The organism is Pseudomonas sp. IT-93MI4 (genome assembly GCF_949767635.1).
In the GTDB taxonomy this organism is placed as follows: domain Bacteria; phylum Pseudomonadota; class Gammaproteobacteria; order Pseudomonadales; family Pseudomonadaceae; genus Aquipseudomonas; species Aquipseudomonas putida_A.
In genome coordinates, this window is the sequence record NZ_CATKPP010000033.1 from 306,092 (window position 1) to 331,747 (window position 25,656).

30 protein-coding genes are annotated in these 25,656 nt (G+C 60.1%); 14 read left to right on the forward strand and 16 right to left on the reverse strand.

The features are described from left to right. The first annotated feature begins 11 nt into the window (after positions 1-11). The 3 genes from algW (at position 12) to ACM6I7_RS15980 (ending at position 4,091) form a co-directional block, all read left to right on the forward strand. The gene (gene algW, locus ACM6I7_RS15970) at positions 12-1,166 is read left to right on the forward strand and encodes a Do family serine endopeptidase AlgW (protein WP_096795365.1); all 1,155 of its coding nucleotides are present in this window, start codon (positions 12-14) and stop codon (positions 1,164-1,166) included. Positions 1,167-1,253: 87 nt separating this feature from the next. Then, positions 1,254-3,359, forward strand: coding sequence for a TonB-dependent siderophore receptor (locus ACM6I7_RS15975; RefSeq protein ID WP_115988201.1), 2,106 nt, complete (start codon positions 1,254-1,256; stop codon positions 3,357-3,359). A 12-nt stretch (positions 3,360-3,371) separates the two neighbouring features. Continuing rightward, the gene (locus ACM6I7_RS15980) at positions 3,372-4,091 is read left to right on the forward strand and encodes a DUF4198 domain-containing protein (RefSeq protein WP_115988202.1); all 720 of its coding nucleotides are present in this window, start codon (positions 3,372-3,374) and stop codon (positions 4,089-4,091) included. A gap of 120 nt (positions 4,092-4,211) precedes the next feature. Here the strand turns inward: ACM6I7_RS15980 and hisC are convergent, their stop codons facing one another. The 10 genes from hisC to ACM6I7_RS16030 form a co-directional block, all read right to left on the reverse strand. Then, complete coding sequence (gene hisC / locus ACM6I7_RS15985; protein WP_027610856.1) at positions 4,212-5,264, reverse strand: histidinol-phosphate transaminase; 1,053 nt, start codon at positions 5,262-5,264, stop codon at positions 4,212-4,214. Between the two features lie 2 nt (positions 5,265-5,266). Next, complete coding sequence (hisD, locus tag ACM6I7_RS15990) at positions 5,267-6,592, reverse strand: histidinol dehydrogenase (RefSeq protein ID WP_027610855.1); 1,326 nt, start codon at positions 6,590-6,592, stop codon at positions 5,267-5,269. 125 nt (positions 6,593-6,717) lie between these two features. Continuing rightward, positions 6,718-7,353, reverse strand: coding sequence for an ATP phosphoribosyltransferase (gene hisG, locus ACM6I7_RS15995; RefSeq protein WP_007912384.1), 636 nt, complete (start codon positions 7,351-7,353; stop codon positions 6,718-6,720). Positions 7,354-7,480: 127 nt separating this feature from the next. Continuing rightward, on the reverse strand, positions 7,481-8,746 hold the full coding sequence (gene murA / locus ACM6I7_RS16000) for a UDP-N-acetylglucosamine 1-carboxyvinyltransferase (RefSeq protein ID WP_027610854.1): 1,266 nt from the start codon (positions 8,744-8,746) through the stop codon (positions 7,481-7,483). 22 nt (positions 8,747-8,768) lie between these two features. Further along, positions 8,769-9,008 (reverse strand): BolA family protein, encoded by a 240-nt coding sequence (locus ACM6I7_RS16005; protein WP_007953556.1) that lies wholly within the window; start codon positions 9,006-9,008, stop codon positions 8,769-8,771. Between the two features lie 116 nt (positions 9,009-9,124). Further along, positions 9,125-9,430: a lipid asymmetry maintenance protein MlaB gene (locus ACM6I7_RS16010; protein WP_027610853.1), complete on the reverse strand. Its 306-nt coding sequence runs from the start codon at positions 9,428-9,430 to the stop codon at positions 9,125-9,127. Further along, complete coding sequence (locus tag ACM6I7_RS16015; RefSeq protein ID WP_096795359.1) at positions 9,427-10,080, reverse strand: phospholipid-binding protein MlaC; 654 nt, start codon at positions 10,078-10,080, stop codon at positions 9,427-9,429. The genes ACM6I7_RS16010 and ACM6I7_RS16015 overlap by 4 nt, the downstream gene beginning before the upstream one ends. A gap of 11 nt (positions 10,081-10,091) precedes the next feature. After that, positions 10,092-10,559 (reverse strand): outer membrane lipid asymmetry maintenance protein MlaD, encoded by a 468-nt coding sequence (gene mlaD, locus ACM6I7_RS16020; RefSeq protein WP_007967220.1) that lies wholly within the window; start codon positions 10,557-10,559, stop codon positions 10,092-10,094. Further along, positions 10,559-11,356 (reverse strand): lipid asymmetry maintenance ABC transporter permease subunit MlaE, encoded by a 798-nt coding sequence (mlaE, locus tag ACM6I7_RS16025; RefSeq protein ID WP_027610851.1) that lies wholly within the window; start codon positions 11,354-11,356, stop codon positions 10,559-10,561. The genes mlaD and mlaE overlap by 1 nt, the downstream gene beginning before the upstream one ends. Next, entirely contained in the window at positions 11,356-12,165 is an 810-nt protein-coding gene (locus ACM6I7_RS16030; RefSeq protein WP_003221703.1) for an ATP-binding cassette domain-containing protein, read from the reverse strand. The genes mlaE and ACM6I7_RS16030 overlap by 1 nt, the downstream gene beginning before the upstream one ends. A gap of 274 nt (positions 12,166-12,439) precedes the next feature. Here ACM6I7_RS16030 and ACM6I7_RS16035 point away from each other — a divergent pair, with 274 nt between their 5' ends. From ACM6I7_RS16035 to ACM6I7_RS16080, 10 genes are all read left to right on the forward strand, one after another. Continuing rightward, positions 12,440-13,414: a KpsF/GutQ family sugar-phosphate isomerase gene (locus tag ACM6I7_RS16035; RefSeq protein WP_027610849.1), complete on the forward strand. Its 975-nt coding sequence runs from the start codon at positions 12,440-12,442 to the stop codon at positions 13,412-13,414. Then, the gene (locus ACM6I7_RS16040; RefSeq protein ID WP_007967216.1) at positions 13,414-13,938 is read left to right on the forward strand and encodes a KdsC family phosphatase; all 525 of its coding nucleotides are present in this window, start codon (positions 13,414-13,416) and stop codon (positions 13,936-13,938) included. Before ACM6I7_RS16035 ends, ACM6I7_RS16040 begins: the two co-directional genes overlap by 1 nt. Positions 13,939-13,946: 8 nt before the next feature. Continuing rightward, positions 13,947-14,519: an LPS export ABC transporter periplasmic protein LptC gene (lptC, locus tag ACM6I7_RS16045; RefSeq protein ID WP_027610848.1), complete on the forward strand. Its 573-nt coding sequence runs from the start codon at positions 13,947-13,949 to the stop codon at positions 14,517-14,519. Continuing rightward, entirely contained in the window at positions 14,506-15,051 is a 546-nt protein-coding gene (gene lptA / locus ACM6I7_RS16050) for a lipopolysaccharide transport periplasmic protein LptA (RefSeq protein WP_096795357.1), read from the forward strand. Before lptC ends, lptA begins: the two co-directional genes overlap by 14 nt. Next, complete coding sequence (lptB, locus tag ACM6I7_RS16055) at positions 15,051-15,776, forward strand: LPS export ABC transporter ATP-binding protein (protein ID WP_007967211.1); 726 nt, start codon at positions 15,051-15,053, stop codon at positions 15,774-15,776. Before lptA ends, lptB begins: the two co-directional genes overlap by 1 nt. Before the next feature lie 274 nt (positions 15,777-16,050). Beyond that, positions 16,051-17,544 carry an RNA polymerase factor sigma-54 gene (locus ACM6I7_RS16060; protein WP_027610846.1) on the forward strand — a complete coding sequence of 498 codons (1,494 nt, stop codon included), beginning with the start codon at positions 16,051-16,053 and terminating at the stop codon, positions 17,542-17,544. Positions 17,545-17,617: 73 nt separating this feature from the next. Further along, positions 17,618-17,926, forward strand: coding sequence for a ribosome hibernation-promoting factor, HPF/YfiA family (gene hpf / locus ACM6I7_RS16065; RefSeq protein ID WP_025109458.1), 309 nt, complete (start codon positions 17,618-17,620; stop codon positions 17,924-17,926). Between the two features lie 12 nt (positions 17,927-17,938). Next, complete coding sequence (gene ptsN, locus ACM6I7_RS16070; RefSeq protein WP_027610845.1) at positions 17,939-18,403, forward strand: PTS IIA-like nitrogen regulatory protein PtsN; 465 nt, start codon at positions 17,939-17,941, stop codon at positions 18,401-18,403. Between the two features lie 2 nt (positions 18,404-18,405). Continuing rightward, the gene (gene rapZ, locus ACM6I7_RS16075; RefSeq protein ID WP_414888862.1) at positions 18,406-19,263 is read left to right on the forward strand and encodes an RNase adapter RapZ; all 858 of its coding nucleotides are present in this window, start codon (positions 18,406-18,408) and stop codon (positions 19,261-19,263) included. A gap of 15 nt (positions 19,264-19,278) precedes the next feature. After that, the gene (locus tag ACM6I7_RS16080; protein ID WP_027610843.1) at positions 19,279-19,554 is read left to right on the forward strand and encodes an HPr family phosphocarrier protein; all 276 of its coding nucleotides are present in this window, start codon (positions 19,279-19,281) and stop codon (positions 19,552-19,554) included. Positions 19,555-19,616: 62 nt separating this feature from the next. Here the strand turns inward: ACM6I7_RS16080 and ACM6I7_RS16085 are convergent, their stop codons facing one another. The 6 genes from ACM6I7_RS16085 to pmbA all read right to left on the reverse strand — a co-directional run bounded on the left by ACM6I7_RS16085 (position 19,617) and on the right by pmbA (position 24,981). Further along, the gene (locus tag ACM6I7_RS16085; RefSeq protein WP_285375546.1) at positions 19,617-20,510 is read right to left on the reverse strand and encodes a ZIP family metal transporter; all 894 of its coding nucleotides are present in this window, start codon (positions 20,508-20,510) and stop codon (positions 19,617-19,619) included. A 30-nt stretch (positions 20,511-20,540) separates the two neighbouring features. Further along, positions 20,541-21,152 (reverse strand): superoxide dismutase, encoded by a 612-nt coding sequence (locus tag ACM6I7_RS16090; RefSeq protein ID WP_103369140.1) that lies wholly within the window; start codon positions 21,150-21,152, stop codon positions 20,541-20,543. 1 nt (position 21,153) lies between these two features. Next, complete coding sequence (locus tag ACM6I7_RS16095) at positions 21,154-21,594, reverse strand: hypothetical protein (protein ID WP_007967199.1); 441 nt, start codon at positions 21,592-21,594, stop codon at positions 21,154-21,156. A 27-nt stretch (positions 21,595-21,621) separates the two neighbouring features. Beyond that, a complete protein-coding gene (locus ACM6I7_RS16100) occupies positions 21,622-22,998 on the reverse strand; it encodes a class II fumarate hydratase (protein ID WP_027610840.1) in 1,377 nt (458 codons plus the stop codon). Continuing rightward, entirely contained in the window at positions 22,979-23,386 is a 408-nt protein-coding gene (locus ACM6I7_RS16105; protein WP_007967195.1) for a hypothetical protein, read from the reverse strand. The genes ACM6I7_RS16100 and ACM6I7_RS16105 overlap by 20 nt, the downstream gene beginning before the upstream one ends. Positions 23,387-23,634: 248 nt before the next feature. Then, a complete protein-coding gene (gene pmbA / locus ACM6I7_RS16110; protein ID WP_027610838.1) occupies positions 23,635-24,981 on the reverse strand; it encodes a metalloprotease PmbA in 1,347 nt (448 codons plus the stop codon). Between the two features lie 108 nt (positions 24,982-25,089). On the opposite strand from pmbA, the gene yjgA reads away from it, so the two are divergent. Further along, a complete protein-coding gene (gene yjgA / locus ACM6I7_RS16115; protein WP_007961589.1) occupies positions 25,090-25,614 on the forward strand; it encodes a ribosome biogenesis factor YjgA in 525 nt (174 codons plus the stop codon). The last annotated feature ends 42 nt before the right edge of the window (positions 25,615-25,656 follow it).

Below are 25,656 nucleotides of genomic sequence, written 5' to 3' on the forward strand. Positions count from 1 at the left end.
GGACGTGCTTAATGCTCAAGGCGCTGCGTTTTTTCGGCTGGCCGCTGTTGGCCGGTGTGCTTATCGCTCTGTTGATTATTCAGCGTTACCCGCAGTGGGTCGGGCTGCCGAGCCTCGATGTCAACCTGCAACAGGCCCCGCAAACCACCAGCGTGCAGCAGGGACCGGTGTCCTATGCCGACGCAGTGACCATCGCCGCACCGTCGGTGGTCAACCTTTACACCACCAAGGTCATCAACAAACCGGCGCACCCGCTGTTTGAAGACCCGCAGTTCCGGCGCTTCTTCGGTGACAACTCGCCGAAGCAGAAACGCATGGAATCGAGCCTCGGTTCCGGGGTGATCATGAGCCCGGAAGGCTACATTCTGACCAATAACCACGTGACCACCGGCGCCGACCAGATCGTGGTGGCGCTCAAGGACGGTCGCGAAACCCTCGCCCGGGTGATCGGCAGCGATCCGGAAACCGACCTCGCGGTGTTGAAGATCGACCTGAAAAACCTGCCGGCGATCACCGTCGGCCGCTCCGACAGCATCCGCATCGGCGATGTCGCGCTGGCCATCGGCAACCCGTTCGGCGTCGGCCAGACCGTGACCATGGGCATCATCAGTGCCACCGGGCGTAACCAGTTGGGCCTGAACAACTACGAAGACTTCATCCAGACCGACGCGGCGATCAACCCGGGCAACTCCGGCGGCGCACTGGTCGATGCCAACGGCAACCTCACCGGGATCAACACGGCGATCTTCTCCAAGTCCGGTGGCTCGCAGGGCATCGGTTTTGCGATCCCGGTGAAACTGGCGATGGAAGTAATGAAGTCGATCATCGAGCACGGTCAGGTGATTCGTGGCTGGCTCGGTATTGAAGTGCAGCCGCTGACCCAGGAACTGGCCGAGTCGTTTGGCCTGTCCGGGCGCCCGGGGATTGTCGTGGCGGGGATCTTCCGCGATGGTCCGGCACAGAAGGCCGGCCTGCAACTGGGTGACGTGATTCTGAGTATCGACGGCGAACCGGCCGGTGATGGCCGCAAGTCCATGAACCAAGTGGCGCGGATCAAGCCGACTGACAAAGTGACCATTCAGGTCATGCGCAACGGCAAAGAACTGAAGCTCACCGCTGAAATCGGCCTGCGTCCGCCGCCTGCACCGGTGAAAGAAGAAGAGTAAAACTTTATTCGCGCCGAGTGCGCGAATGAAAGACACTCTCAACAGGCATGTTATATTGTTTCAATTTAACGATTGGAACAACATAACATGTCGTCTCGAAAAAAGGCTTCGCTGCTTGGCCTGACCCTGGGCCTGCTGGGCGATCCTGTATTCGCCGAAGATCCGCAACCCCTCGAACTCGACGCCATCAGCGTCACTTCCGATTACGAGTCCGCCAGCGGGCCGGTCAGCGGCTACCGCGCGACGCGCTCCGCCAGTGCAACCAAAACCGACACCGCCATCCGCGACATTCCCCAAGCGATCAGCGTGGTGCCGGCCAGCGTGCTCAAGGATCTGGGCAGCCACAATGTCGAACGCGCACTGGAATTTGCCGGCGGCGTGTCGAAGCAGAACAATTTTGGCGGCCTGACGCTGTACGAATACAGCGTACGCGGCTTCACCACCTCGGAGTTCTACAAGGATGGTTTCAGCGCCAATCGCGGCTACCCGAGCACGCCGGACGCGGCCAATGTGGAGCGCATCGAAGTCCTCAAAGGTCCGGCCGCGAGCCTGTATGGCCGTGGCGATCCTGGCGGCACGGTGAACATCGTCACCAAAAAGCCGCAGCCCGAAGCGTTCACCACCCTGCAGACCAGCGCTGGCAGCTGGGATCGTTATCGCACGGCACTGGACGTCAATACGCCGCTCGACGAGCAGGGGGACGTGCTCTCGCGGATCAACCTCGCGGTCGAAGACAACCACAGCTTCCGTGATCACGTCGACAGCCAGCGGGTCTTCGTCGCACCTTCGATCAGTTGGCAACTGAGCCCGGACACTTCGTTGTTGGTGGAAAGCGAAATCGTCCGGCACAACTCCACGTTCGACCGAGGAATCGTCGCGCCGAACAACAAATGGAGCGGCGTTTCGCGCTCGACCTTCCTCGGTGAACCGAACGACGGCAACATCGACAACCACAACAACCTGCTCCAGGCCACCCTCGAACATCACCTCAACGACAGCTGGAAACTGCGTCTGGCAAGCCACTACAAGGAAGGCAAACTGTGGGGCGACGCGTCTGAAAGTCGTGCGCTGAACGCCGATGGTCACACGGTCAACCGACGCTACCGCGAACGGGACACTAACTGGCACGACAGCATCACCCAATTGGAGCTGCGCGGTCTGTTCGACCTCGGCCCATGGCAGCACGAACTGCTGATCGGCACCGAATACGAGAACTTCCGCAAGAACGAACGCGTCACTACCATCGCTGGCGGTCCCTACGCCATCGACATCTACAAGCCGATCTACGGCCAACCGAAACCCAACGGCCCACGCTCGGGTACTGACTTCTTCGAACACGTCGAAAGCCACGCACTGAACCTGCAGGATCAAATCATCTTCACCGACAAACTGCGCGGGATGATCGGCGCACGCTTCGAACACTTTGATCAACGCATCGACGATCACACCCGCGATGCCAAAAGCCAGCAGACTCACGACGCCCTCACCCAACGCGCCGGCCTGCTCTATCAGTTGACGCCGAACACCGGCCTGTTCGCCAACACCTCGACCTCGTTCAAACCGAATAACGGCCTCGACGCCTCCGGCAAATCCTTCGATCCCGAAGAGGGCATCGGTTACGAAATCGGGATCAAGAACGAACTGTTCGACGAGCGCCTGAGCAGCACCCTCGCCTTCTTCCACATCGACAAGGAGAACGTCCTAGCCCTCGACCCGGGCACCGACACCAGCCGCGCGATGGGCAAGGCGCGCAGTCGCGGTTTCGACTGGCAAGTGACCGGGCAAGTGACCGATGCCGTGCGGGTGATGGGTGCCTTCGCTTACATCGACGCTGAAGTGACCAAGGGCGACGCGGCAATCCCGACCGGCAGCCGCATCCTTGGCGTGGCCAAGCGCAGTGGCAGCCTGCTCGGTGTGTACGAATTTCAGGACGGCCATTTGCGCGGCTCGGACGTCGGCGCGGCGTTCACCTATGTCGGCGATCGCTCCGGTGAAGCCGGCGGTGATTTTGAAATGCCGGCCTATCACACCGTCGATCTGCTGGCCCATTACAAGGCCAGCGACAACGTCACGGTTGGCCTGAACCTCAACAACCTCTTCGACGAAAAATACTACGAGCGCTCCTACAGCAATTACTGGGTCAACCCCGGCGAGCCGCGCAATTTCACCGTCAGCCTGACACTCAACCTGTAAAAGGACGTCACCATGCAATACGGCAAAACCCTGCTGATCATCGCCGCCCTGTTCGCCACTCAGGCTTCGGCCCACGGCCTGTGGACAGAACAACGGCGCGGCAACATCGAAGTGATCTACGGCCACGGCGCCGAAGACAATGCCTTCAAGGCGCAGAAAATCAGCGGCGCCTGGGCCTATGACACAAGCGGCAAAATGATCCCGGTGAGTGTCGAACGCCTGTCCGATCACGCGCGCCTGAAGCCGCTAAAAACACCGGCGGTCATGGCCGTCGCACTGAACAACGGCATGTGGTCGCAAACCGCCGACAGAAAATGGATCAACGAAGGCCGCAGCAAAGTGCCGGGTGCTGTCGAAGCCACCGAGACGCTCAAGTACAGCCTGGCGATTTATCAACCGGGAGCAAAGTTGCCCAGGCTTGAGCAGATCAAGTTGCTGATTTTGCCGGAGGTCGACCCGCTGACCGTCGGCCCGGGCAAATCACTGCCGGTACGGGTGCTGCTCGATGGCAAACCGGCAGCGGGCGTGAAGCTGATTGGCGACTATCGCAATGCACCGAACACCCTGAGCACTGAAACGGACAAGGACGGTCGTGCGCAAGTGCTGGTGCGTAATGAAGGGTTGAATGTGATTGCGGCGCAGGTGGAAGTGCCGGTGAAGGACAGCGCGGATGTGAACAGTCGCGGGCTGTTCAGTTCGCTGACGTTCCTTGGCGAACCGCATCACGAATAACCAACACAAAACCAATGTGGGAGCGAGCCTGCTCGCGAAGGGGGGCAAAACATTCAGCAAGGATGTTGAATGAAAAACCGCTTTCGCGAGCAGGCTCGCTCCCACAGGTTCAGCGGCGGGTCAGAGGTTGCCGAGACCGTCGATCAGCGCCTGATTCTGCTCCGGCGTACCGATCGAAATCCGCAGGAACTGGGCAATCCGCTCCTGCTTGAAGTGACGCACGATCACACCCTGCTCGCGCAGTTTGGCTGCCAGCCCTGCTGCATCGTGTTGCGGGTGACGGGCGAAGATGAAGTTCGCCGCCGAAGGCAGCACTTCAAAGCCCTTGGCCTGCAATTGCGCGATCACCCATTCACGGCTCTCGATCACCAGACGGCAGGTCTTGTCGAAATACTCGCGATCCTCGAACGCTGCCGCCGCCCCGACAATCGCCAGGCGATCCAGCGGATAGGAGTTGAAGCTGTTCTTGATCCGCTCCAGCGCTTCGATCAGATCCGGATGACCCACCGCCAGACCAACGCGCAGGCCGGCCAGCGAGCGCGACTTGGACAGGGTCTGGGTCACCAGCAGGTTCGGATAACGATCCACCAGGCTGATCGCGGTTTCGCCACCGAAGTCGATGTACGCCTCATCCACGACCACTACCGAATCCGGGCTGGCCTTGAGGATCTGCTCGACCGCCTCCAGCGCCAACAGGCAACCGGTCGGTGCGTTCGGATTGGGGAAAATGATCCCGCCGTTCGGTTTGGCGTAGTCCGCCGGGTTGATCTGGAACTGCGCGTCCAGCGGCACGGCATCGAACTGGATGCCGTACAGACCGCAATACACCGGATAGAAGCTGTAGCTGATGTCCGGGAACAGCAGCGGCTGCTCGTGTTGCAGCAGACCGTGAAAGATGTGCGCCAGCACTTCGTCCGAACCGTTGCCGAGAAACACTTGATTGCTCTGCACGCCGTAGTAGTTAGCGACGGCGTTTTTCAGCAGATCGCTATTCGGGTCCGGGTACAGACGCAGGTTGTCGTTGAGTTCGGTCTGCATCGCCGCCAGGGCTTTTGGCGACGGGCCGTAGGGGTTTTCGTTGGTGTTGAGCTTGACCAGTTTGGTCAGCTTTGGCTGTTCGCCCGGCACATACGGCACCAGATCCTTGACGAACGGGCTCCAGAATTTACTCATAATCAGTTCCCCTTCTGCTCAGCTTTGATGCGGTATTCGGCGCTGCGTGCGTGCGCACTCAGGGATTCGCCACGGGCCAGCACCGAAGCGGTCTTGCCCAGCTCGGAGGCACCGGCCTCGGAGCAGAAGATGATCGACGAACGTTTCTGGAAGTCGTACACACCCAGCGGCGAGGAGAACCGCGCAGTGCCGGAGGTCGGCAGCACGTGGTTCGGGCCAGCGCAGTAGTCGCCCAGCGCTTCGGAGGTGTGGCGGCCCATGAAGATCGCGCCGGCGTGACGGATCTGCGGCAACCACGCTTGTGGATCAGCGACCGACAGCTCCAAGTGTTCCGGGGCGATACGGTTGGCGACTTCGATGGCTTGCGCCATGTCGCGCACATGAATCAGTGCACCGCGACCATTGATCGAGGTTTCGATGATGGTTGCGCGGTCCATGGTCGGCAGCAGTTTGTCGATGCTGGCGGCGACCTTGTCGAGGAATTCGGCATCCGGGCTGACCAGAATCGCCTGGGCGTCTTCGTCGTGTTCGGCCTGGGAGAACAGGTCCATGGCGATCCAGTCCGGATCGGTCTGGCCGTCGCACACCACAAGGATTTCCGACGGGCCGGCGATCATGTCGATGCCGACCTGACCGAACACGTGACGCTTGGCGGTGGCGACATAGATGTTGCCCGGGCCGACGACCTTGTCCACCTGTGGCACGCTTTCAGTGCCGTAAGCCAGCGCGGCAACCGCTTGCGCACCGCCGATGGTGAACACCCGGTCAACGCCGGCAATGCACGCCGCCGCCAGCACCAGTTCATTGAGCTCACCGCGCGGGGTCGGCACGACCATGACCACTTCGGTCACGCCGGCGACCTTGGCCGGAATCGCGTTCATCAACACGGAAGACGGGTACGACGCCTTGCCGCCCGGTACGTACAGGCCGGCGCGATCCAGCGGCGTGACCTTCTGCCCGAGTACGGTGCCGTCGGCCTCGGTGTAGCTCCAGGAGTCCTGTTTCTGTTTTTCGTGATAGCTGCGCACCCGCGCCGCGGCTTTTTCCAGCGCTTCGCGCTGTGCCACGGTGATGCGGGTCAGGGCCAGTTCCAGACGCTCGCGCGGCAGGATCAGGTCGGCCATCGACGCCACTTCGAGGCCGTCGAACTTCTGGGTGAACTCGACCAGCGCCGCGTCGCCGCGCTCGCGCACCGCCTTGATGATGTCCAGCACGCGCTGATTGACCGAGTCGTCAGACACACTTTCCCAGCTCAGCAGATGATCCAGATGATGCGCGAAATCCGGGTCAGCAGCGTTGAGTCGGCGAATTGCAGTCGGTGCGGTCATAGCGAGAGCCTCATAGGAATGGCGAAAAACTCAGGCGCCCGAAACTATCATTCGATCCGCTTGGGCACCTGAGAATTCTGGCTATGAGGCGGATAGACGGCGCGACCAAGGGTCGCGCAGGTACATCAGCCGCGGTGTCGCGATTCCACTGCGTTGCGCAGGGTATCGATCAACGCCTGGATTCGGGCGTGTTGCATCTTCATCGAAGCCTTGTTGACCACCAGGCGCGAGCTGATCGTGGCGATCAGTTCCTGAGGCTCCAGGCCATTGGCGCGCAGGGTGTTGCCGGTGTCGACCACGTCGATGATCTTGTCGGCCAGACCGATCAGCGGCGCCAGCTCCATCGAGCCGTAGAGCTTGATGATATCGACCTGACGACCCTGTTCGGCGTAGTAACGCTTGGCGACATTGACGAACTTGGTCGCCACGCGCAGACGGCCCTTGGGTTCCGGCGCACCGATCTTGCCGGCGGTCATCAGCTTGCACTGGGCAATCTGCAGATCCAGCGGCTCGTACAGGCCCTGGCCGGTGTATTCCATCAACACGTCTTTACCGGCGACGCCAAGGTCGGCCGCGCCATGCTCGACGTAGGTCGGCACGTCGGTGGCACGCACGATCAACAGACGTACGTCATCCTGAGTGGTGGGGATGATCAGCTTGCGGCTCTTGTCCGGATTCTCGGTCGGCACGATGCCCGCTTCAGCGAGAAGCGGCAGAGTGTCGTCAAGGATGCGGCCCTTGGACAGTGCGATGGTCAACATGGGAAACGTCAGTCCTTATCAAGGTACTCATGTCCGGTCGCAATCGGCGCCGGACACACATCGAGCCGGATACCGGCTCGACTCGAAACAAATTCAGTGGACACGTCCCTGTGTCCGCATGCAGCAATCAGCCCGGAACGCGACGGATCTTGGCGCCCAGCATCTGCAGTTTTTCTTCGATGCACTCGTAACCACGGTCTATGTGGTAGATGCGGTCGATCAGGGTGTCGCCTTCAGCAACCAGTGCCGAGATCACCAGGCTGGCCGAAGCACGCAGGTCGGTGGCCATCACTGGCGCGCCCTTCAGGACTTCAGTACCGGTGACGATCGCGGTGTTGCCTTCGACCTGGATCCTGGCGCCCATGCGGTGCAGTTCGTACACGTGCATGAAACGGTTTTCGAAGATCGTCTCGATCACTGCACCGGTGCCTTCGGCAATGGCGTTGAGCGAGATGAACTGCGCCTGCATGTCGGTCGGGAACGCCGGGTACGGCGCGGTACGCACGTTGACCGCTTTCGGGCGCTTGCCGTGCATGTTCAGCTCGATCCAGTCTTCACCGCAGGTGATTTCCGCACCGGACTCACGGAGCTTTTCCAGGACCGCTTCAAGAATGGTCGGATCAGTGTCCTTGACCTTCACGCGGCCACCGGTGACCGCAGCGGCCACCAGGTAGGTGCCGGTTTCGATACGGTCGGGCATGACTTTGTAGAAGCACGAACCCAGACGCTCGACGCCATCGATGGTGATGGTGTCGGTACCGGCGCCGGATACCTTGGCGCCCATGGCGTTGAGGAAGTTCGCCAGGTCAACCACTTCAGGCTCGCGCGCAGCGTTCTGCAGCACGCTGCGACCCTTGGCCAGGGCGGCTGCCATCATGATGTTTTCGGTACCGGTCACGCTGACGGTATCGAAGAAGAAGTGCGCACCGCGCAGACCGCCTTCAGGCGCCTTGGCCTTGATGTAGCCGCCTTCGACGTCGATCACCGCGCCCATGGCTTCGAGGCCACGAATGTGCAGGTCGACCGGACGCGAACCGATCGCGCAACCGCCAGGCAGGGCGACTTCGGCTTCACCGAAACGCGCAACCATCGGGCCCAGTACCAGGATCGAGGCACGCATGGTTTTCACCAGTTCGTACGGCGCGATCAGGGTCTTGATGGTGCGTGGGTCGATTTCGACGCTGAGTTTCTCGTCGATCACCGGCTCGATGCCCATGCGACCGAACAGCTCGATCATGGTGGTGATGTCGTGCAGGTGCGGCAGGTTGCCAACGGTCACCGGGCCATCGCACAGCAGGGTGGCAGCCAGAATCGGCAGGGCGGAGTTCTTCGCCCCGGAGATACGGATTTCGCCATCAAGACGAACGCCACCGGTAATAATCAATTTATCCATAAGAATCTCGACGCCCTAGGGCTCAGGTGCGCTCGGCCCAGGCCGCGCTGCTGAAAAATTTCATAGTGACCGCGTGGATGCTGCCATCGGCGATCCAAGGGTTCAAATGGGCATAGATGCTTTGCTGACGCTTGACCGGGCTCAACGCCGCCAGTTCATCACTAATCACGTTCAGCTGGAAGTTGCAGCCTTCGCCTTCAACTTCCACCTGCGTTCCTGGCAGCTTTCCTTCAAGGAAGCTCTTCACTTCTACGGCCTGCATGCTCAACCTCAATCGGCGCCCTGTGCGCACGGGTCGGACATCATACAAAAAAGCCCCGCGCCTGCGAACCCCGCATTGGCAGGACTCTGACGGGGGGCTTGTTTATCGATGCGGGTTCAGGGGTGCGCCAGCAACTCGGTCAGTTCACTGACCTGAGCGATTTCGCGCATGTCTTCCGGCATCGCACGGATGCTGACGGCCTTGCCGGCCGCCTGGGCATCGCGCATGAAGCACAGCAGCAACGACAAACCGACGCTGCTGGACTTCTTCACTGCCGAGCAATCGATGACCAGCGATGCCGCCTTGCTGGACTTGATCAGCGCCTGGCCTTCCTTGCGCAGGTCGGGACCTGTGCGATAGTCCAGCACTCCGCTGAGCAATAGCTCGTCGACATCACTCATACGAACTGCCGCCTCATTCATTGCGCTGGCTTCTCGGCAGCTTTCTCGGTGGTTTCCTTGGCCTTGGCCACTTCGCCAGCCCAATTGTTGATGGTCTTGTCCAGATCGTTGCCATTGCGCTGCATCGCGTCGGCGAACTGATCACGGAACAGCTTACCGATGTTGATGCCGTTGATGATCACATTGCGCAGTTTCCACTCGCCATTGATCTTCTCCAGCGTGTACTGCACAGGGTAGATCGCGCCGTTGTTGCCCTTGACGGTCATGCCGACGCTGGTGCGATCGCCGGACTCATCCTTGGCCGGATCAACCGTGATGCCCTGGTTGTTGTATTCGAGCAAGGCATTGCCATAGAACTGGAACAGGCCGCGCTTGAAGTTTTCCTGGAAGGTCTGCATCTGCGCCGGCGTGGCCTTGCGCGAATACTTGACCGTCATGATGCTCTTGGAAATGCCTTCGGCATCCACCACAGGTCCGACGATGGTGTTCAGCGCCGTGTAGAAGTCCTGCGGATCCTTCTTGTACTTCTCTTTATTGGCCGACAAGTCGGCCAGCATCCGGTTCGTGGTGTCCTGAATCAGGTCGTGCGCCGACTGTCCGGGCGCAGCGTTAGCCAGCATCGGCAGTGCCGCAAGCAACACCAACAGGCCACGTCGCAAGGTAGAGATCATTCAAAAGCTCCTCATTTGGCGTCTTTGCTAACGGTATTGAGCAGGAATTTACCGATCAGGTCTTCCAGTACCAGAGACGACTGGGTGTCGTGGATGGTTCCACCATCCTTCAGACGGGTGTCTTCGCCGCCCACGCTGATACCGATGTACTTCTCGCCCAACAGGCCAGCGGTCAGGATAGACGCTGTGGAGTCGGTCGGCAGGTTGTCGACCTTTTTATCCACTTGCAGGGTTACCCGACCGGTGAAGCTGTCGCGATCCAGATCGATGGCCGTGACCTTGCCGATGGTTACGCCAGCCATGGTCACTTTGGCTCTGACCGTCAAACCGGCGATATTGTCGAAGTAGGCATACAGTTTATAGGTGTCGGTGGTCGAAGTCGGAGACAGGCCACTGACCCGCAGAGCCAGTAGCAACAAAGCCAGGATCCCTGCCAGCAGGAACAGGCCGACACCGATTTCCAGGGTGCGGTTTTGCATCAGAAATCTCCAAACATCAAAGCGGTCAGAATAAAGTCCAGGCCCAGTACCGCCAGCGAGGCGAATACCACGGTCTTGGTGGTGGCGCGACTGATGCCCTCGGAAGTGGGCTCACAGTCATAGCCTTGGAATACGGCGATCCAGGTCACGACGAAGGCGAAAACGACACTTTTGATGACGCCGTTGAGCACATCGCTGGTGAAGTTCACGCTGTTCTGCATGTTCGCCCAGTAGGAGCCTTCATACACGCCAAGCCAGTCGACAGCCACCCACGAACCGCCCCAGATTCCCACCACGCTGAAAATCATCGCCAGCACCGGCAGGGAAATGAAACCGGCCCACAGACGCGGGGCAATAATGTATTTGAGCGGATCGACACCGATCATTTCCAGGCTGGAAAGCTGTTCGGTGGACTTCATGTTGCCAATTTCTGCGGTCAGCGCCGAACCGGCACGCCCGGCAAACAGCAACGCCGTCACGACAGGCCCCAGTTCACGCAGCAACGTCAGGGCCACCATCTGCCCCACCGCCTGCTCCGAACCGTAGCTCGACAGAATACTGAAGCCCTGCAGCGCCAGCACCATGCCGATGAAAATCCCCGACACGACGATGATCACCAGCGACATCACGCCGACCGAATGCAACTGCTTGACCAGCAGGCCGAAACCGCCGCTGATACCGCCACGACCGAGCAGGGCGTGAAACAGGAACAGGGTCGCGCGGCCAAACACCGCGACGGCGTCGATCGCCGCCTCGCCGAACCGGCGTACGCGTTCTATTAGTGAAATTCTGCGCATTAGCGCTTCCCCAGAAGATCTGCGCGGTAATCCGTCGCTGGAAAATGATACGGCACCGGGCCATCGGGGTTGCCGGTCATGAACTGGCGAATACGCGGCTCATCCGAATTCATCAACTCGTCCGGCGTACCCTGCCCCAGCACCTGACCATCACCCACTACATAGATGTAGTCAGCGATGCTCGCGGTTTCGGCCAGATCGTGGGAGACCACGATACTGGTGATCCCCAGCGCATCGTTGAGCAGACGGATCAGGCGTACCAGCACGCCCATGGCGATCGGATCCTGGCCGACGAAAGGCTCGTCATACATGAGAATCTGCGGATCGAGCGCAATCGCCCGGGCCAGGGCGACCCGACGCTTCATGCCGCCGGACAGCTCGTCGGGCATCAGCTCGATGGCACCGCGCAAACCGACCGCCTGCAATTTGAGCAGGACGATGTCGCGGATCATTTCATCCGGCAATTGGGTATGAACGCGCAGGGGGAAAGCGACGTTCTCGAAGACATCGAGATCGGTGAACAGCGCGCCGCTTTGAAACAGCACGCCCATGTGCTTGCGCGCATCGAACAGATCACTGCGCGACAGCGTCGGCAGGTTCTGGCCGTTGACCCAGACTTCGCCGCTGGAAGGACGCAACTGTGCCCCCATCAAGCGCAACAAAGTGGTCTTGCCGCACCCGGAAGGTCCCATGATGCCGGTAACCTTGCCACGCGGGATGCGAATATCGACGTTATTGAAAATGCTGCGCGCACCGCGCTTGAAGGAGACTCCCTTCAGCTCGACCGCGTAGGCGTTATCGGCACTCATCTAAACTCCTTGCGATGCAGCCTCTCACTCGGACGCCTGGCTTTCCGCAGAAAGCACATACCTCCCGGGCAGGCCGAACTGGCGGCGAACTATATCACTGCAAACGCCAAGCGCCCAAGGCCCCGCCCCTCCGCGTTCAACGATATGACAGGCCTGACGGCACTTTTTCGGGGTTTTGCTGACGCGGAATGACAAAGCACGACGAACTTGCGTGAGGCTTTTCAACATAACCGCTATAATCGCCGCCTTTTCATCGGGCTATACGATTTCTGACATGAGCCAATCCAGCGACCTGATTCAATCGGCACAACGCACCATTCGCCTCGAAGTGGAAGCCGTACAAGGCTTGTTGCCCCATATCGACGCCGATTTCGTACGCGCTTGCGAGATGATTCTGGCCAGCAAAGGCCGTGTGGTCGTGGTCGGCATGGGCAAATCCGGGCACGTCGGCAACAAGATTGCCGCGACCCTGGCCAGCACCGGCACCCCGGCATTTTTCGTCCACCCGGCCGAAGCCAGCCATGGCGACATGGGCATGATCACCCGCGACGACGTGATCCTCGCCCTCTCCAACTCCGGCTCGACCAACGAAATCGTCACCCTGCTGCCATTGATCAAGCGCCTCGGCATCCAGTTGATCAGTCTGACTGGCAATCCGCAGTCGCCATTGGCCAAAGCTGCCGAAGTCAATCTCAACGTTCATGTCGAACACGAAGCCTGCCCACTGAACCTGGCACCGACTTCCTCGACCACGGCGGCACTGGTCATGGGTGATGCCCTGGCCGTGGCGCTGCTGGAAGCGCGTGGTTTCACCGCCGAAGATTTTGCTTTTTCACACCCGGGCGGCGCTCTGGGTCGACGCCTGCTGCTGAAAGTGGAAAACGTCATGCATGCCGGGCAAGAGCTGCCGCAAGTGCAGCGCGGCACCCTGCTCAAGGACGCGCTCATGGAAATGACCCGCAAGGGTCTGGGCATGACCGCGATCGTTGAAGCCGATGGCAAACTGGCCGGAATCTTCACCGACGGCGATTTGCGCCGCACGCTGGACCGCAGCATCGACATCCGCAGCGCCACCATCGACCAGGTCATGACCGCACACGGCAAGACCGCACGGCCCGAGATGCTCGCCGCCGAAGCCCTGAAAATCATGGAAGACCACCGAATCAACGCACTGGTGGTCGTAGATGAAGAAGATCGCCCGATCGGCGCCTTCAACCTCTCCGATCTGCTGCGTGCAGGAGTGATGTAATGACCACCGATCTGCTGCAACGCGGCAAAGCGATCAAACTGGCGGTGTTCGACGTCGACGGCGTCCTCACCGACGGGCGCCTGTACTTCCTCGAAGACGGCAGCGAATTCAAGACCTTCAACACCCTCGACGGCCAGGGCATCAAGATGCTGATGAATGCCGGTGTCGAGACTGCCATCATCAGTGGCCGCAAGACCCCGGTGGTTGAACGCCGGGCGAAGAACCTCGGTATCCCGCACCTGTTTCAGGGTCGCGAAGACAAATTGGTGGTTCTGGACGGCCTGCTGGCGCAACTGGGCCTAAGCTATGAACAGGTCGCCTACCTGGGTGACGACCTGCCTGACTTGCCGGTGATCCGCCGCGTAGGCCTGGGCATGGCCGTTGCCAATGCTGCCGACTTCGTGCGCGAACACGCCCATGGCGTCACTCGGGCCCGCGGTGGCGAAGGTGCCGCCCGTGAATTCTGCGAATTGATCCTGCGCGCCCAGGGCCGCCTTGATGCGGCCAACGCCGCGTACCTGTGAGCCAAATCATGTTTAGCAAAAAATTTCGCAACTTCCTGCTGTTCGGCTGCATCGCTGCGATGTTTGCGGCGGTCGGCTACTGGAACATCAGTCCGGAACGTTTCCTCGACAAGCCTGTGGCCAAGGTCGAAGACACTGCCATCGACTGGTACGCCACCAATACGCATACCCTGCAATATCTGCCGGACGGCAAAGTGCAGTACGAAATGACGTCGGACAAGGCCGAACACCTGAAAGCGACGGATGTGACCCTGGTTACAAAACCCGACCTCAACATGTATCGCGGCACCGAGTTTCCGTGGCACGTGACCAGCGAGCGCGGCGAAGTGAATCCGGACGGAACGCAGGTAGAATTGATCGACTCGGTACGCATCAAGCGCACCGATGAAAAGAAACGCGACACCCTGATCACCAGCACACGCATGACGGTGTTCCCTCAGCAGCAATATGCGCAGACCGAGCAACCCGTTAGAATCGACGGCGCTGGCGGTGTATCGACTGGCGTGGGAATGAAGGCGTATTTGAAGGAAAGCAGGATACACCTGCAATCGAACGTAAGAGGACAGTATGAGGCTCGTTAAAACCCTCCCTATTTTGCTCAGTCTGGGCGCAGCACTGGGAAGCGTGAGCGCCTGGGCTCTGCCGAACGATCAGCAGCAACCTATCCGCATTCAGGCCGACGACGCCCAGCTGGACGACAAGAACGGCATCGCCACCTATAAAGGTGATGTGATCATCACCCAGGGCTCGATGATCGTTAAGGGCAATACGGTGACCATCACCCGTACTCCGACCGGCGATATCGACGTGGTGACCTCGGTGGGCAACCTTGCCTACTTCGAGCAACTGCAAACCCAGGGTGACGCCAAGCCTGTTCAGGGCTGGGGCGTGACGATTCAGTACCACGCCGCGCAAAACCGCGTCGTGCTGATCGACAAGGCCAAGGTTGTCGACAAGGACAACAACACCACTCAGGGCGAGAAAATCGTCTATGACACGGTGAAGAAACTGGCCAGTGCCGGTCGCGCTACCGGCAGCAAAGTCACCGAAGCGCGTCCGCGTATCGACATGGTGATCCAGCCGAAGAAGAAAACCGACGAGAAAACCCAGTAATGGCAACTCTGAAAGCTCAACACCTGGCCAAGGCCTATAAAAGCCGCCAGGTTGTGCGCGACGTCAGCCTGTCGATCGACAGCGGTCAGATCGTTGGCCTGCTCGGCCCGAACGGCGCCGGCAAGACCACCTGCTTCTACATGATCGTCGGTCTGGTGCAGGCCGATCAGGGTCGCGTACTGATCGATGATCTGGACGTCAGCCATCAGCCGATGCACGGCCGTGCCAAGGCCGGTATCGGCTATCTGCCGCAAGAAGCGTCGATCTTCCGCAAACTGTCGGTGGCCGATAACATCATGGCCATCCTCGAAACCCGCACGGAACTCGACAAGGCCGGTCGTCGCAAGGAACTGGAAAGCCTGCTGCAGGAATTCCACATCAGCCACATCCGCGACAACCTCGGCATGAGCCTGTCCGGTGGTGAACGCCGCCGGGTGGAAATCGCCCGCGCCCTGGCGACCGCACCGAAATTCATCCTGCTCGACGAACCGTTCGCCGGTGTCGACCCGATTTCGGTCGGCGACATCAAGCAGATCATCCATCACCTCAAGGCCAAGGGCATCGGTGTTCTTATCACCGACCACAACGTGCGTGAGACCCTGGATATCTGCGAAACCGCCTACATCGTCAACGACGGTCAACTGATCGCGGAAGGCGATGCGGCGACCATCCTCGCCAACGATCTGGTGAAGGAAGTGTACCTGGGCCACGAGTTCCGCCTGTAAGCACCAAGGCACTTGGCCAGCCTCCGGGTGCTGTATCGATGAAGCAGGCTTTTATACGCTTTTATTGTTACAGCGCTCTGGGCAGACACGACGCCTCAAAGATGTTCACCGTGCTCCGACGCGATGCGTCAACAAAGTTTTATACGCTTTTATTGTTACAGCGCTCTAGGCAAACACGACAGTTTCAGGCATATAATTTGCTTAAGTTTGGCGCTCCGGCGCCCTGTAGTGGATGGCGCATGCGCGCCGGCGAATAAGGTGTTAAGCCCCTGCCATGAAACCATCGCTAGTCTTGAGAATGGGCCAGCAGCTGACGATGACACCGCAGCTGCAACAGGCCATCCGCCTGCTCCAATTGTCGACCCTGGACCTGCAACAGGAAATCCAGGAGGCCCTGGAATCCAATCCGATGCTCGAACGCCAGGAAGAAGGCGACGACTTCGACAATACCGATCCTTTGGCCGACAACGCCGAACAAAAACCCAACACCGACATTCAGGAACCGTCCTATCAGGAAGCCGCCCCGACGGTGGACAATCTGGAAGATGGCGAATGGAACGAGCGCATTCCTAACGAACTGCCCGTTGATACCGCCTGGGAAGACGTCTACCAGACCAGCGCCAGCAGCCTGCCCAGCAGCGATGACGACGAGTGGGACTTCACCACCCGCACGTCCGCCGGCGAAAGCCTGCAAAGCCATCTGCTGTGGCAATTGAACCTGGCGCCGATGTCCGACACCGACCGCCTGATCGCCGTGACCCTGATCGATTGCATCAACAATCAGGGCTACCTCGACGAAACCCTCGAAGAAATTCTCGACGCCTTTGATCCGGAGCTCGACATCGAGCTGGACGAGATCGAAGCCGTTCTGCACCGCATTCAGCAGTTCGAACCGGCCGGTATCGGCGCGCGCAACCTCGGCGAATGCCTGCTGCTGCAACTGCGTCAGCTCCCGGCCAAGACCCCGTGGCTCAACGAAGCCAAACGTCTGGTCAGCGATTACATCGATCTGCTCGGCAGTCGCGACTACAGCCAGTTGATGCGGCGTATGAAGCTCAAGGAAGACGAGTTGCGTCAGGTCATCGAACTGGTGCAAAGCCTCAATCCGCGTCCGGGCTCGCAGATCGAATCGACCGAAGCCGAGTACGTGGTGCCCGACGTCATTGTGCGCAAGGATAACGAACGCTGGCTGGTCGAGCTGAATCAGGAGTCAGTGCCCCGTCTGCGGGTTAACGCGCAGTACGCCGGTTTCGTCCGTCGCGCCGACACCAGCGCCGACAACACCTTCATGCGCAACCAGTTGCAAGAGGCACGCTGGTTCATCAAGAGCCTGCAAAGCCGCAACGAAACCCTGATGAAGGTGGCCACCCAGATCGTCGAGCATCAGCGCGGCTTCCTGGAGTATGGCGATGAAGCCATGAAGCCGTTGGTCCTGCATGACATCGCCGAGGCGGTCGGCATGCACGAATCGACGATTTCCCGGGTCACCACGCAGAAATTCATGCATACCCCGCGCGGTATTTATGAACTGAAATACTTTTTCTCCAGCCACGTCAGCACCTCCGAAGGCGGTGAATGCTCGTCGACGGCGATCCGCGCGATCATCAAAAAACTGGTTGCGGCGGAAAATCAGAAAAAGCCGTTGAGTGACAGCAAGATCGCTGGTTTACTGGAGGCACAAGGCATTCAGGTGGCTCGCCGCACCGTCGCCAAGTACCGCGAATCCCTCGGGATCGCGCCTTCGAGCGAACGCAAGCGGTTGATGTAAGCCACGTTACAGCGTTCCAGTGGCAGGCTCTTCGGCCTGCCGCTTTATGCACTGGCAACGAAGGAGAAGCTGTATGCAAGTCAACATCAGTGGACACCAACTGGAAGTGACCGAACCTCTGCGCACCTACATCAACGAGAAACTCGAACGATTGGAGCGCCATTTCGACAAGATCACCAACGTGCAAGTCACGATGTGCGTCGAAAAGCTCAAGCAGAAAATCGAAGCCACCTTGCATATACCCGGCAGCGAAGTGGTCGCCAACGCAGAAGATACCGACATGTACGCTGCGATCGACTCACTGACCGACAAGCTGGATCGCCAACTCAAAAAGCATAAGGAAAAGACCCAGAGCCTCCTCCAGGGCGCGACAGGTCGTTAACACTCCCAACCCATGATCCGACTTGAAAGTATCCTGACCCCCGGCCGTTCCCTGGTGAACGTGCCGGGCGGCAGTAAAAAGAAAGCCCTCGAACAGATTGCCAACCTCATCCATAAAGAAGTGCCGGATCTGGCCATGCAGGATGTTTTCGAGAGCCTGGTAGCCCGTGAGAAACTCGGATCCACCGGTTTCGGCAACGGCATCGCCATTCCCCACTGTCGCCTCAAAGGCTGCGAAGCGCCTATCAGCGCGTTGATGCATCTTGATGCCCCCATCGATTTCGATGCCATCGACGGCGCACCGGTCGACCTGCTGTTTGTACTGCTGGTCCCGGAAGCTGCCACCGATGCCCACCTGGAATTACTGCGCCAGATCGCCAGCATGCTCGATCGCAAGGAAGTGCGCGAAAAACTGCGCAGCGCACCGAGCAACGAAGCCTTGTATCAGGTCGTCCTGAGCGAGCAGAACGGTCATTAATCATGCGCTTGATCATCGTCAGCGGCCGCTCCGGCTCGGGTAAAAGTACCGCCCTGAATGTCCTTGAGGACAACGGCTACTACTGCATCGACAACCTGCCGGCCGGTCTGCTGCCGGAGCTCGCCGAACGCGCCCTGATTCACACCGAACTGGCCCAGCCGCTGGTGGCCGTGTCGATCGATGCACGCAATCTGCCGAGCCACCTGTCGCGTTTCCCTGAGCTGCTTGAAGAAGTCCGGGCCCGGCACATCCAGTGCGATGTGTTGTATCTGGATGCCGACGATGAAACCCTGCTCAAGCGCTTTTCGGAAACCCGCCGGCGCCATCCGTTGAGCAATGCCGATCGCTCGCTGGCCGAGGCAATCAACGATGAGACCGCCCTGCTCGGCCCGATCGCCGATCTGGCCGACCTCAAGGTCAACACCACCAATCTCAATCTGTACCAGTTGCGTGACACCATCAAGCTGCGACTGTTGAACCAGCCGGAGCCGGGCACGGCGTTTCTGGTCGAGTCGTTCGGCTTCAAGCGCGGCATGCCGGTGGACGCGGATCTGGTGTTCGATGTGCGCTGCCTGCCCAATCCTTACTGGAAACCGGAACTGCGTGCACAATCGGGTCTAGACGCACCTGTCGCCGAGTACCTGGCTGCACAACCGGAGGTTGAGGAGATGTTCCAGGACATCTTCGGCTACTTGAACAAATGGCTGCCACGCTTTGCTGCGAGTAACCGCGCCTATGTCACCATTGCCATTGGCTGCACCGGCGGGCATCACCGTTCCGTTTACCTGACTGAACGTCTGGGTCAGGCCCTGCAGAAAACCCTGAAGAACGTCCAGGTTCGCCACCGCGACCTCACTTAAAGGATTCACACCGCGATGCCTGCTCGTGAAATCGAAATCATCAACAAATTGGGTCTGCATGCCCGGGCATCGGCCAAATTCGTCGGCGTGGCCGGCAAGTTTCCGGAGACCACGATAAGAGTCGGTCGCACACCCGAGACAGCAGTAGACGGCAAAAGCATCATGGCGATGATGATGCTCGCGGCCGGCAAGGGCACCAAGATCCATTTGAGCACCGAAGGCGAACAGGCTGAGGAGGCCATGGTTGCTTTGGTGGAGCTGATCAACAACTACTTCGATGAAGGGGGCTGACAGCCCAGCACCGAAGATCGCAGCCTTGGCAACAGCTGCCGCAGGCTGCGATCTTTTGGTATTCAACCCAACGCCGTATCCATCACCATCATCAGACAAAACCCGATCAGCAAGCCAAGACTGGCCAGCATGTCATGACCATTGCGGCGCGATTCCGGAATGACTTCGTGCGTCACCACCAGCAACATCGCCCCCGCCGCCAGCGCCAGCCCCAACGGCAATAACAGCTCCGCCAGACTGACCAGCCAGGCACAGAGCAGTGCAAACACCGGCTCGACCAGTCCTGACGCCGCGCCGATCAAGAATGCCTTGACCCGCGACATTCCCGCCCCCGCCAGTACCAGCGCAATCACCAATCCCTCTGGCACATCCTGCAAGGCGATGCCCATCGCCAGACTGTCGGCATCCGGCATGCCGCCGCCAGCAGACACCCCCACCGCCATGCCTTCCGGGATGTTGTGAGCAATGATGGCGAAGACGAACAGCCAGATGCGCGGCGGAATCACCGGGTGCTCGGGGGTACCGACGAGCATTTCCGGTGAGGCGCCGGACAGTTTCAGATCCACCAGATACAGAGCGAACGCACCGAGCATGATGCCGAAGCAGATCAACCCGCTGGCGGCCCACGGTGTCAGGCCCAGACTTTCGGCAGCAGCGATACCCGGCACGATCAGCGAAAACGCGGTCGCCGCCAGCATCACACCGGCGCCGAAACCCAGTAGCGTATCGCTGAGCCTCTGCGGCATACGCCGGATCACCAGCACCGGCACCGCGCCGAGCGCCGTGCCGAGGGCGCAGATCGCGCCGCCCTGCAATGCGCGTGACAATCGCGGCTGCAGATCCAGCCATTCCAGCCCGTGCACGGCCAGCAGGGTCATGCCCGCCAGCAGCAACAGCGACCCGACCGCGTAACGAAACATGCGCCCACCGCCAATCGCCAGTGTTTCAGTGCCCATAGTCAGCCCTGGATTGTTTTTATAGAAGACTTAAACCAGTGCAGCCTGGTAGCGCGCAGCAACTTCCGGCCAGTTGATCACGTTGTAGAACGCGTTGATGTATTCCGGGCGACGGTTTTGGTAACGCAGGTAGTAGGCGTGTTCCCAAACATCCAGACCGAGAATCGGCGTGTTGCCGTTCATCAACGGGCTGTCCTGATTGCCGCTACTTTCCACGACCAGTTTTTTCTCCGGGGTCACGCTGAGCCAGGCCCAGCCGCTGCCGAAACGGGTCAACGCGGCTTTGGTAAAGGCGTCCTTGAAGCTGTCGAGACCGCCCAGTTGGTCGTCAATCGCCTTGGCCAGCGCGCCGTCCGGCTTGCCACCGCCGTTGGGCACCATGACTTCCCAGAACAGCGAATGGTTGGCATGCCCGCCACCCTGATTGATCACGGCCGCGCGGAGTTTTTCCGGCAACTGCTGAACGCTGGCGACCAGTTTTTCCACCGGCCATTCGGCGTACTCAGTGCCTTCGACGGCGGCATTGAGGTTGTTGATGTAGGTCTGGTGGTGCTTGGTGTAGTGGATCTCCATGGTTTGCGCATCGATGTGCGGTTCCAGGGCATCGTAGGCGTAAGGCAAGGCAGGCAAGGTAAAAGCCATTTCAGTGGACTCCATGATGATGTGAGGCTGACGCGCGGCGTGCGTTGCCGGTGTCCGGGTGCAGCAGGCGCTGGGTGCGCGGGTATTCGCCGTGCTCGCTGATGAAATTCAGCAGTTCGACGTAGGTCTTGCTGCTCTGGCGCAACGCCGCTTCCCGCAGAGCGGGACGCAGGCGCTCGTCCTGCATGGTCTGCAACAGCCGCTGATGAATCGCACAGAGGTACTCGGCGCTCTCCTCCGGCTGATTCAGGCGCAAGTGCAGATCCGCCAGGTTGTGGTGGGAGATGACGCAGGCCGCCACCGCTTCATCGGCATCTGCCCAGCGCTCGAACAATACTTGCGCCAGCGCCAGGGCTTGCAGGTAAGCCTCGCGGGCATCAATCAGCTCGCCCAGCATGAAGCAGCGATTAGCCCGTTCGATCGTGCGTTTCCAGTGCTCCATGGTGAGCCTCCAAAGCGGTTGCGGGGTTTACACGCCGCCGGCGGTGAGTTTCTCGGGGTTGAGCAACTCTTCCAGTTGGCTGCGGGACAGATCGGTATGTTCCAGCGCGACGTCGATCACCGGGCGCCCTTGTCTGTAGGCCTGCTTGGCGATTTCGGCGGCTTTCTGGTAGCCGATGATCGGGTTGAGCGCGGTGACCAGAATCGGGTTGCGCGACAGCGCTTCCTTGAGCCGCGACTCATTGACCTTGAAGCTGGCGATGGCCTTGTCGCCGAGCAGACGACTGGCATTGGCCAGCAGTTCGATGCTGCTCAGCAGGTTCTGGGCGATGATCGGCAGCATCACGTTCAGTTCGAAATTGCCCGACTGGCCGGCGATGGTGATCACCGAGTCGTTGCCGATCACTTGTGCGGCGACCATGGCGGTGGCTTCCGGGATCACCGGATTAACCTTGCCCGGCATGATCGACGAACCCGGTTGCAGGGCTTCCAGCTCGATCTCGCCAAGGCCGGCGAGCGGACCAGAGTTCATCCAGCGCAGGTCATTGGCAATTTTCATCAGCGACACGGCGGTGGCCTTGAGCTGACCAGAGACGGCGACGGCGGTGTCCTGCGAGCCGATCAGGGCGAACAGATCCTTGCCCGGAGTGAATTGCACATTCGTCAGTTGGCTGAGCTGGCGACTGAAACGCTTGGCAAACTCCGGATGCGCGTTGATCCCGGTGCCGACCGCCGTACCGCCCTGCGCCAGCGATTGCAGGCTCGGCAGCAAGTCCTGCAGATGACCGATGTTGGCCTTGAGCTGCTGCGCCCAGCCATTGAGCACCTGACTCATGCGCACCGGCATCGCGTCCATCAAGTGCGTGCGGCCGGTTTTGACGTGGTGGTGCACCTGTTCGGCTTTGTTTTCGATGACCTGCACCAAATGCAACAGCGCCGGCAGCAGTTGTTCGTGCAACGCCAGGGCGGCGCTGACGTGGATGGTGGTCGGAATGATGTCGTTGCTGCTCTGGCCGCAGTTGACGTGATCGTTCGGGTTGACCGGCTCGCCGAGCAGGCGGCTGGCGAGGGTCGCGATCACTTCGTTGGCGTTCATGTTGGAGCTGGTGCCGGAGCCGGTCTGGAAGATATCCACCGGGAAATGCTGCATGAAATCGCCTTCGAGCAGGCCTTGCGCGGCATCGCTGATAGCTTTGCCCTGGCCGGCGCTGAGCTGGTTGAGCTCGACGTTGGCCCGCGCGGCGGCGGCTTTGGCGAGGATCAGCGCACGGATGAATTGCGTTGGCATCGGCTTGCCGCTGATCGGGAAGTTATCCACTGCGCGCTGGGTCTGCGCGCCGTAGAGAGCGTCCACCGGCACCTGCAATTCGCCCATGCTGTCGCGCTCAATACGTGTCTTGGTCATCGGTAAATCCTTGGACTAATTCAATGAGAGGAATCGAGGGAAGCAACTCGCAGGTCGCCAGTTGCCAGGTGTAGCGCTGCCAGCGCTGGAGCCGGCAGTTGCACAGCGACAGGCGCTCCATTTCACGCAACGGCCGCCAGGCTTGATCGAGACACAGGCTGCGCCAGTGCCACGGCAAGGCGATATCGGTGGCCGTGTCGATCAACAAACGGAAGGAGGTTTCAGCGATGGTCCACGGGGAAGTCGCCGTACAGCAGGCCAGATAACGGCCTTCGGCCAGGTAATGTTCGATCAGGCGTGGTTCGTCAGGATCCATCGCGCAACGGATCTGGCGACTCATCCAGCGCCAGCTTTCGAGGTACGGCTGCTCGTGCAAGGCAGAACTCATGATCCGGGACTCGTTCGGAGATGAGATTTATTATTAGATGATAATGAGAACCAAAACAAGAGCGCCTGATTACACAGACTCCATTGTAGGAGCGAGCCTGCTCGCGAAGGCGTCGTGTCAGTCGCTGCTGCAGCAGGCTGCTATCGCTTTCGCGAGCAGGCTCGCTCCCACAAGGTTTTGTGTGGAGCCAAGAAAAAAGGCGCGCCACCCGATGAGGTGGCGCGCCTTTCTTGTCTGACCGCTGGGGCTTAGCTGCCCGCGACAGTCATGCGCTCGATCAGCACCGAGCCCGTACGAATATTGCTGCGCAGCTCCAGATCATTACCGACTGCGACGATCTGCTTGAACATGTCGCGCATGTTGCCGGCGATGGTCACTTCCTGCACCGCGAACTGGATTTCGCCGTTCTCGACCCAGAACCCCGCCGCCCCACGCGAATAGTCGCCGGTGACCATGTTCAAGCCATGGCCCATCAACTCGGTAACCAACAGGCCACGGCCCATGCGTTTCAACAGCGCCGCCTGATCTTCATCACCGTGAGTGACGAACAGGTTGTGCACGCCACCCGCGTTGGCGGTGCTCGGCATGCCGAGTTTGCGCCCGGAGTACGTGCCGAGGATGTACGACACCAACTCGCCCTTCTCGACAAACGGTTTGGCGTAGGTGGCCAGACCATCACCGTCGTAGGACGCACTGCCCATGGCGCGCATCAGGTGCGGACGCTCGTCGATGGTCAGCCATTCCGGAAACAGCTTCTGCCCCAGCGTGCCTTCGAGGAACGACGATTTGCGATACAGACTGCCGCCAGAAACCGCCGACAGGAAGCTGCCGAACAAGCCGCCCGCCAGTTCAGCGGAAAACAGCACCGGCACTTCGCAGGTCGGTACCGGACGCGCGCCCAGACGGCTCGCGGCGCGTTGCGCGGCACGCTGGCCGATGCTCACCGGATCCGCCAGCAGGCTGCCCTGACGATTGACGTCATACCAGTAATCGCGCTGCATCTGGCCGTCGGCTTCGGCGATCATCACGCAGCTCAGGCTGTGCCGGGTCGACGCGTAACCACCGATGAAACCGTGGCTGTTGCCATATACACGGCAGCCCTGATGGGTGCTGAGGGTGGTGCCGTCAGCGTTCTTGATTCGCGCATCGGCGTCGAACGCGGCGGCTTCACAGAGCAACGCCTTCTCGATGGCCTGCTCCGGGGTGATGTCCCATTCGTGGAACAGGTCGAAATCCTGCACATCCCTGGCCATCAGCGCGGCATCGGCGAGGCCCGAGGCTTCGTCTTCAGAGGTGTGTTTGGCGATCGCCAGTGCAGCGGCAACGGTTTCACGAATCGCGTCCGGCCCGGTGGCGGACGTGCTGGCTGAGCCTTTGCGCTGGCCGACGTACAGGGTGATGCCAAAGCCCTGGTCGCGATTGAATTCGACCGTCTCGACCTCACGCTGGCGCACCGACGTCGACAAACCCTGCTCCAGCGACACCGCGACTTCGCAGGCACTGGCTCCCTGACGCTTGGCTTCGGCGATGATCTGCTCGACCTGTTCCTGCAGTGCCGGCAATGCTTGCGGGCCGACGCTTTGAACTGCACTCATGCTCATCTCCACTCAAATTCTGCTTTCGGCTGGGGTCATCGAGCGACCGGGCCGGACAAGCGGCCCCCGACTGGTTATCATGGCGGCGTTTCTTTGCGGACTGCCACCATGGTTGATTCTTACGACGACTCCCTCGATACGGGAGAAAAAAGCAAATCTCAGGTCAAACGCGAGCTGCATGCTCTGGTTGACCTTGGCGAGCGCCTTACAACACTCAAGCCCGACTTGCAGGCAAAACTGCCATTGACCGACGCCTTGCGCCGGGCCCTGGCTGATGCGCCGAAGCACACCGCGAACATCGCGCGTAAACGGCACCTGCAGTTCATCGGCAAACTGATGCGCGATCAGGACACTGACGCGATTCTGGTCCTGCTCGATCAACTCGATGCCTCCACCCGTCAGTACAACGAGCGTTTCCACAACCTCGAACGCTGGCGTGACCGCCTGATCGCTGGTGACGATGCCGTGCTGGAGAAATTCGTCGTCGAATACCCCGACGCCGATCGCCAGCAACTGCGTTCCCTGATCCGTCAGGCTCAGCACGAGGTTGCACACAACAAACCTCCTGCTTCCAGCCGCAAGATCTTCAAGTACATCCGTGAGCTGGACGATACCCAACGCGGCCTGCGTTGATACTCGCCATCGGGTGGCCGCCCTGCGCGCCACCCGCAGCTC

What these genes read in the sequence shown, in the direction of transcription:
- murA (WP_027610854.1), bottom strand. Translation starts at nt 8,746, where the DNA reads ATGGATAAATTGATTATTACCGGTGGCGTTCGTCTTGATGGCGAAATC.
- ACM6I7_RS16090 (WP_103369140.1), bottom strand. Translation starts at nt 21,152, where the DNA reads ATGGCTTTTACCTTGCCTGCCTTGCCTTACGCCTACGATGCCCTGGAA.
- lptC (WP_027610848.1), top strand. Translation starts at nt 13,947, where the DNA reads ATGTTTAGCAAAAAATTTCGCAACTTCCTGCTGTTCGGCTGCATCGCT.
- ACM6I7_RS16015 (WP_096795359.1), bottom strand. Translation starts at nt 10,080, where the DNA reads ATGATCTCTACCTTGCGACGTGGCCTGTTGGTGTTGCTTGCGGCACTG.
- ACM6I7_RS15975 (WP_115988201.1), top strand. Translation starts at nt 1,254, where the DNA reads ATGTCGTCTCGAAAAAAGGCTTCGCTGCTTGGCCTGACCCTGGGCCTG.
- ACM6I7_RS16080 (WP_027610843.1), top strand. Translation starts at nt 19,279, where the DNA reads ATGCCTGCTCGTGAAATCGAAATCATCAACAAATTGGGTCTGCATGCC.
- ACM6I7_RS16060 (WP_027610846.1), top strand. Translation starts at nt 16,051, where the DNA reads ATGAAACCATCGCTAGTCTTGAGAATGGGCCAGCAGCTGACGATGACA.
- ACM6I7_RS16030 (WP_003221703.1), bottom strand. Translation starts at nt 12,165, where the DNA reads ATGAGTGCCGATAACGCCTACGCGGTCGAGCTGAAGGGAGTCTCCTTC.
- hpf (WP_025109458.1), top strand. Translation starts at nt 17,618, where the DNA reads ATGCAAGTCAACATCAGTGGACACCAACTGGAAGTGACCGAACCTCTG.
- pmbA (WP_027610838.1), bottom strand. Translation starts at nt 24,981, where the DNA reads ATGAGTGCAGTTCAAAGCGTCGGCCCGCAAGCATTGCCGGCACTGCAG.
- ACM6I7_RS16040 (WP_007967216.1), top strand. Translation starts at nt 13,414, where the DNA reads ATGACCACCGATCTGCTGCAACGCGGCAAAGCGATCAAACTGGCGGTG.
- ACM6I7_RS16085 (WP_285375546.1), bottom strand. Translation starts at nt 20,510, where the DNA reads ATGGGCACTGAAACACTGGCGATTGGCGGTGGGCGCATGTTTCGTTAC.
- ACM6I7_RS16105 (WP_007967195.1), bottom strand. Translation starts at nt 23,386, where the DNA reads ATGAGTTCTGCCTTGCACGAGCAGCCGTACCTCGAAAGCTGGCGCTGG.
- ptsN (WP_027610845.1), top strand. Translation starts at nt 17,939, where the DNA reads ATGATCCGACTTGAAAGTATCCTGACCCCCGGCCGTTCCCTGGTGAAC.
- mlaE (WP_027610851.1), bottom strand. Translation starts at nt 11,356, where the DNA reads ATGCGCAGAATTTCACTAATAGAACGCGTACGCCGGTTCGGCGAGGCG.
- hisC (WP_027610856.1), bottom strand. Translation starts at nt 5,264, where the DNA reads ATGAGTAAATTCTGGAGCCCGTTCGTCAAGGATCTGGTGCCGTATGTG.
- ACM6I7_RS16005 (WP_007953556.1), bottom strand. Translation starts at nt 9,008, where the DNA reads ATGCAGGCCGTAGAAGTGAAGAGCTTCCTTGAAGGAAAGCTGCCAGGA.
- hisG (WP_007912384.1), bottom strand. Translation starts at nt 7,353, where the DNA reads ATGTTGACCATCGCACTGTCCAAGGGCCGCATCCTTGACGACACTCTG.
- hisD (WP_027610855.1), bottom strand. Translation starts at nt 6,592, where the DNA reads ATGACCGCACCGACTGCAATTCGCCGACTCAACGCTGCTGACCCGGAT.
- ACM6I7_RS16010 (WP_027610853.1), bottom strand. Translation starts at nt 9,430, where the DNA reads ATGAATGAGGCGGCAGTTCGTATGAGTGATGTCGACGAGCTATTGCTC.
- ACM6I7_RS16100 (WP_027610840.1), bottom strand. Translation starts at nt 22,998, where the DNA reads ATGACCAAGACACGTATTGAGCGCGACAGCATGGGCGAATTGCAGGTG.
- ACM6I7_RS16035 (WP_027610849.1), top strand. Translation starts at nt 12,440, where the DNA reads ATGAGCCAATCCAGCGACCTGATTCAATCGGCACAACGCACCATTCGC.
- rapZ (WP_414888862.1), top strand. Translation starts at nt 18,406, where the DNA reads ATGCGCTTGATCATCGTCAGCGGCCGCTCCGGCTCGGGTAAAAGTACC.
- yjgA (WP_007961589.1), top strand. Translation starts at nt 25,090, where the DNA reads ATGGTTGATTCTTACGACGACTCCCTCGATACGGGAGAAAAAAGCAAA.
- lptA (WP_096795357.1), top strand. Translation starts at nt 14,506, where the DNA reads ATGAGGCTCGTTAAAACCCTCCCTATTTTGCTCAGTCTGGGCGCAGCA.
- ACM6I7_RS15980 (WP_115988202.1), top strand. Translation starts at nt 3,372, where the DNA reads ATGCAATACGGCAAAACCCTGCTGATCATCGCCGCCCTGTTCGCCACT.
- mlaD (WP_007967220.1), bottom strand. Translation starts at nt 10,559, where the DNA reads ATGCAAAACCGCACCCTGGAAATCGGTGTCGGCCTGTTCCTGCTGGCA.
- algW (WP_096795365.1), top strand. Translation starts at nt 12, where the DNA reads ATGCTCAAGGCGCTGCGTTTTTTCGGCTGGCCGCTGTTGGCCGGTGTG.
- lptB (WP_007967211.1), top strand. Translation starts at nt 15,051, where the DNA reads ATGGCAACTCTGAAAGCTCAACACCTGGCCAAGGCCTATAAAAGCCGC.
- ACM6I7_RS16095 (WP_007967199.1), bottom strand. Translation starts at nt 21,594, where the DNA reads ATGGAGCACTGGAAACGCACGATCGAACGGGCTAATCGCTGCTTCATG.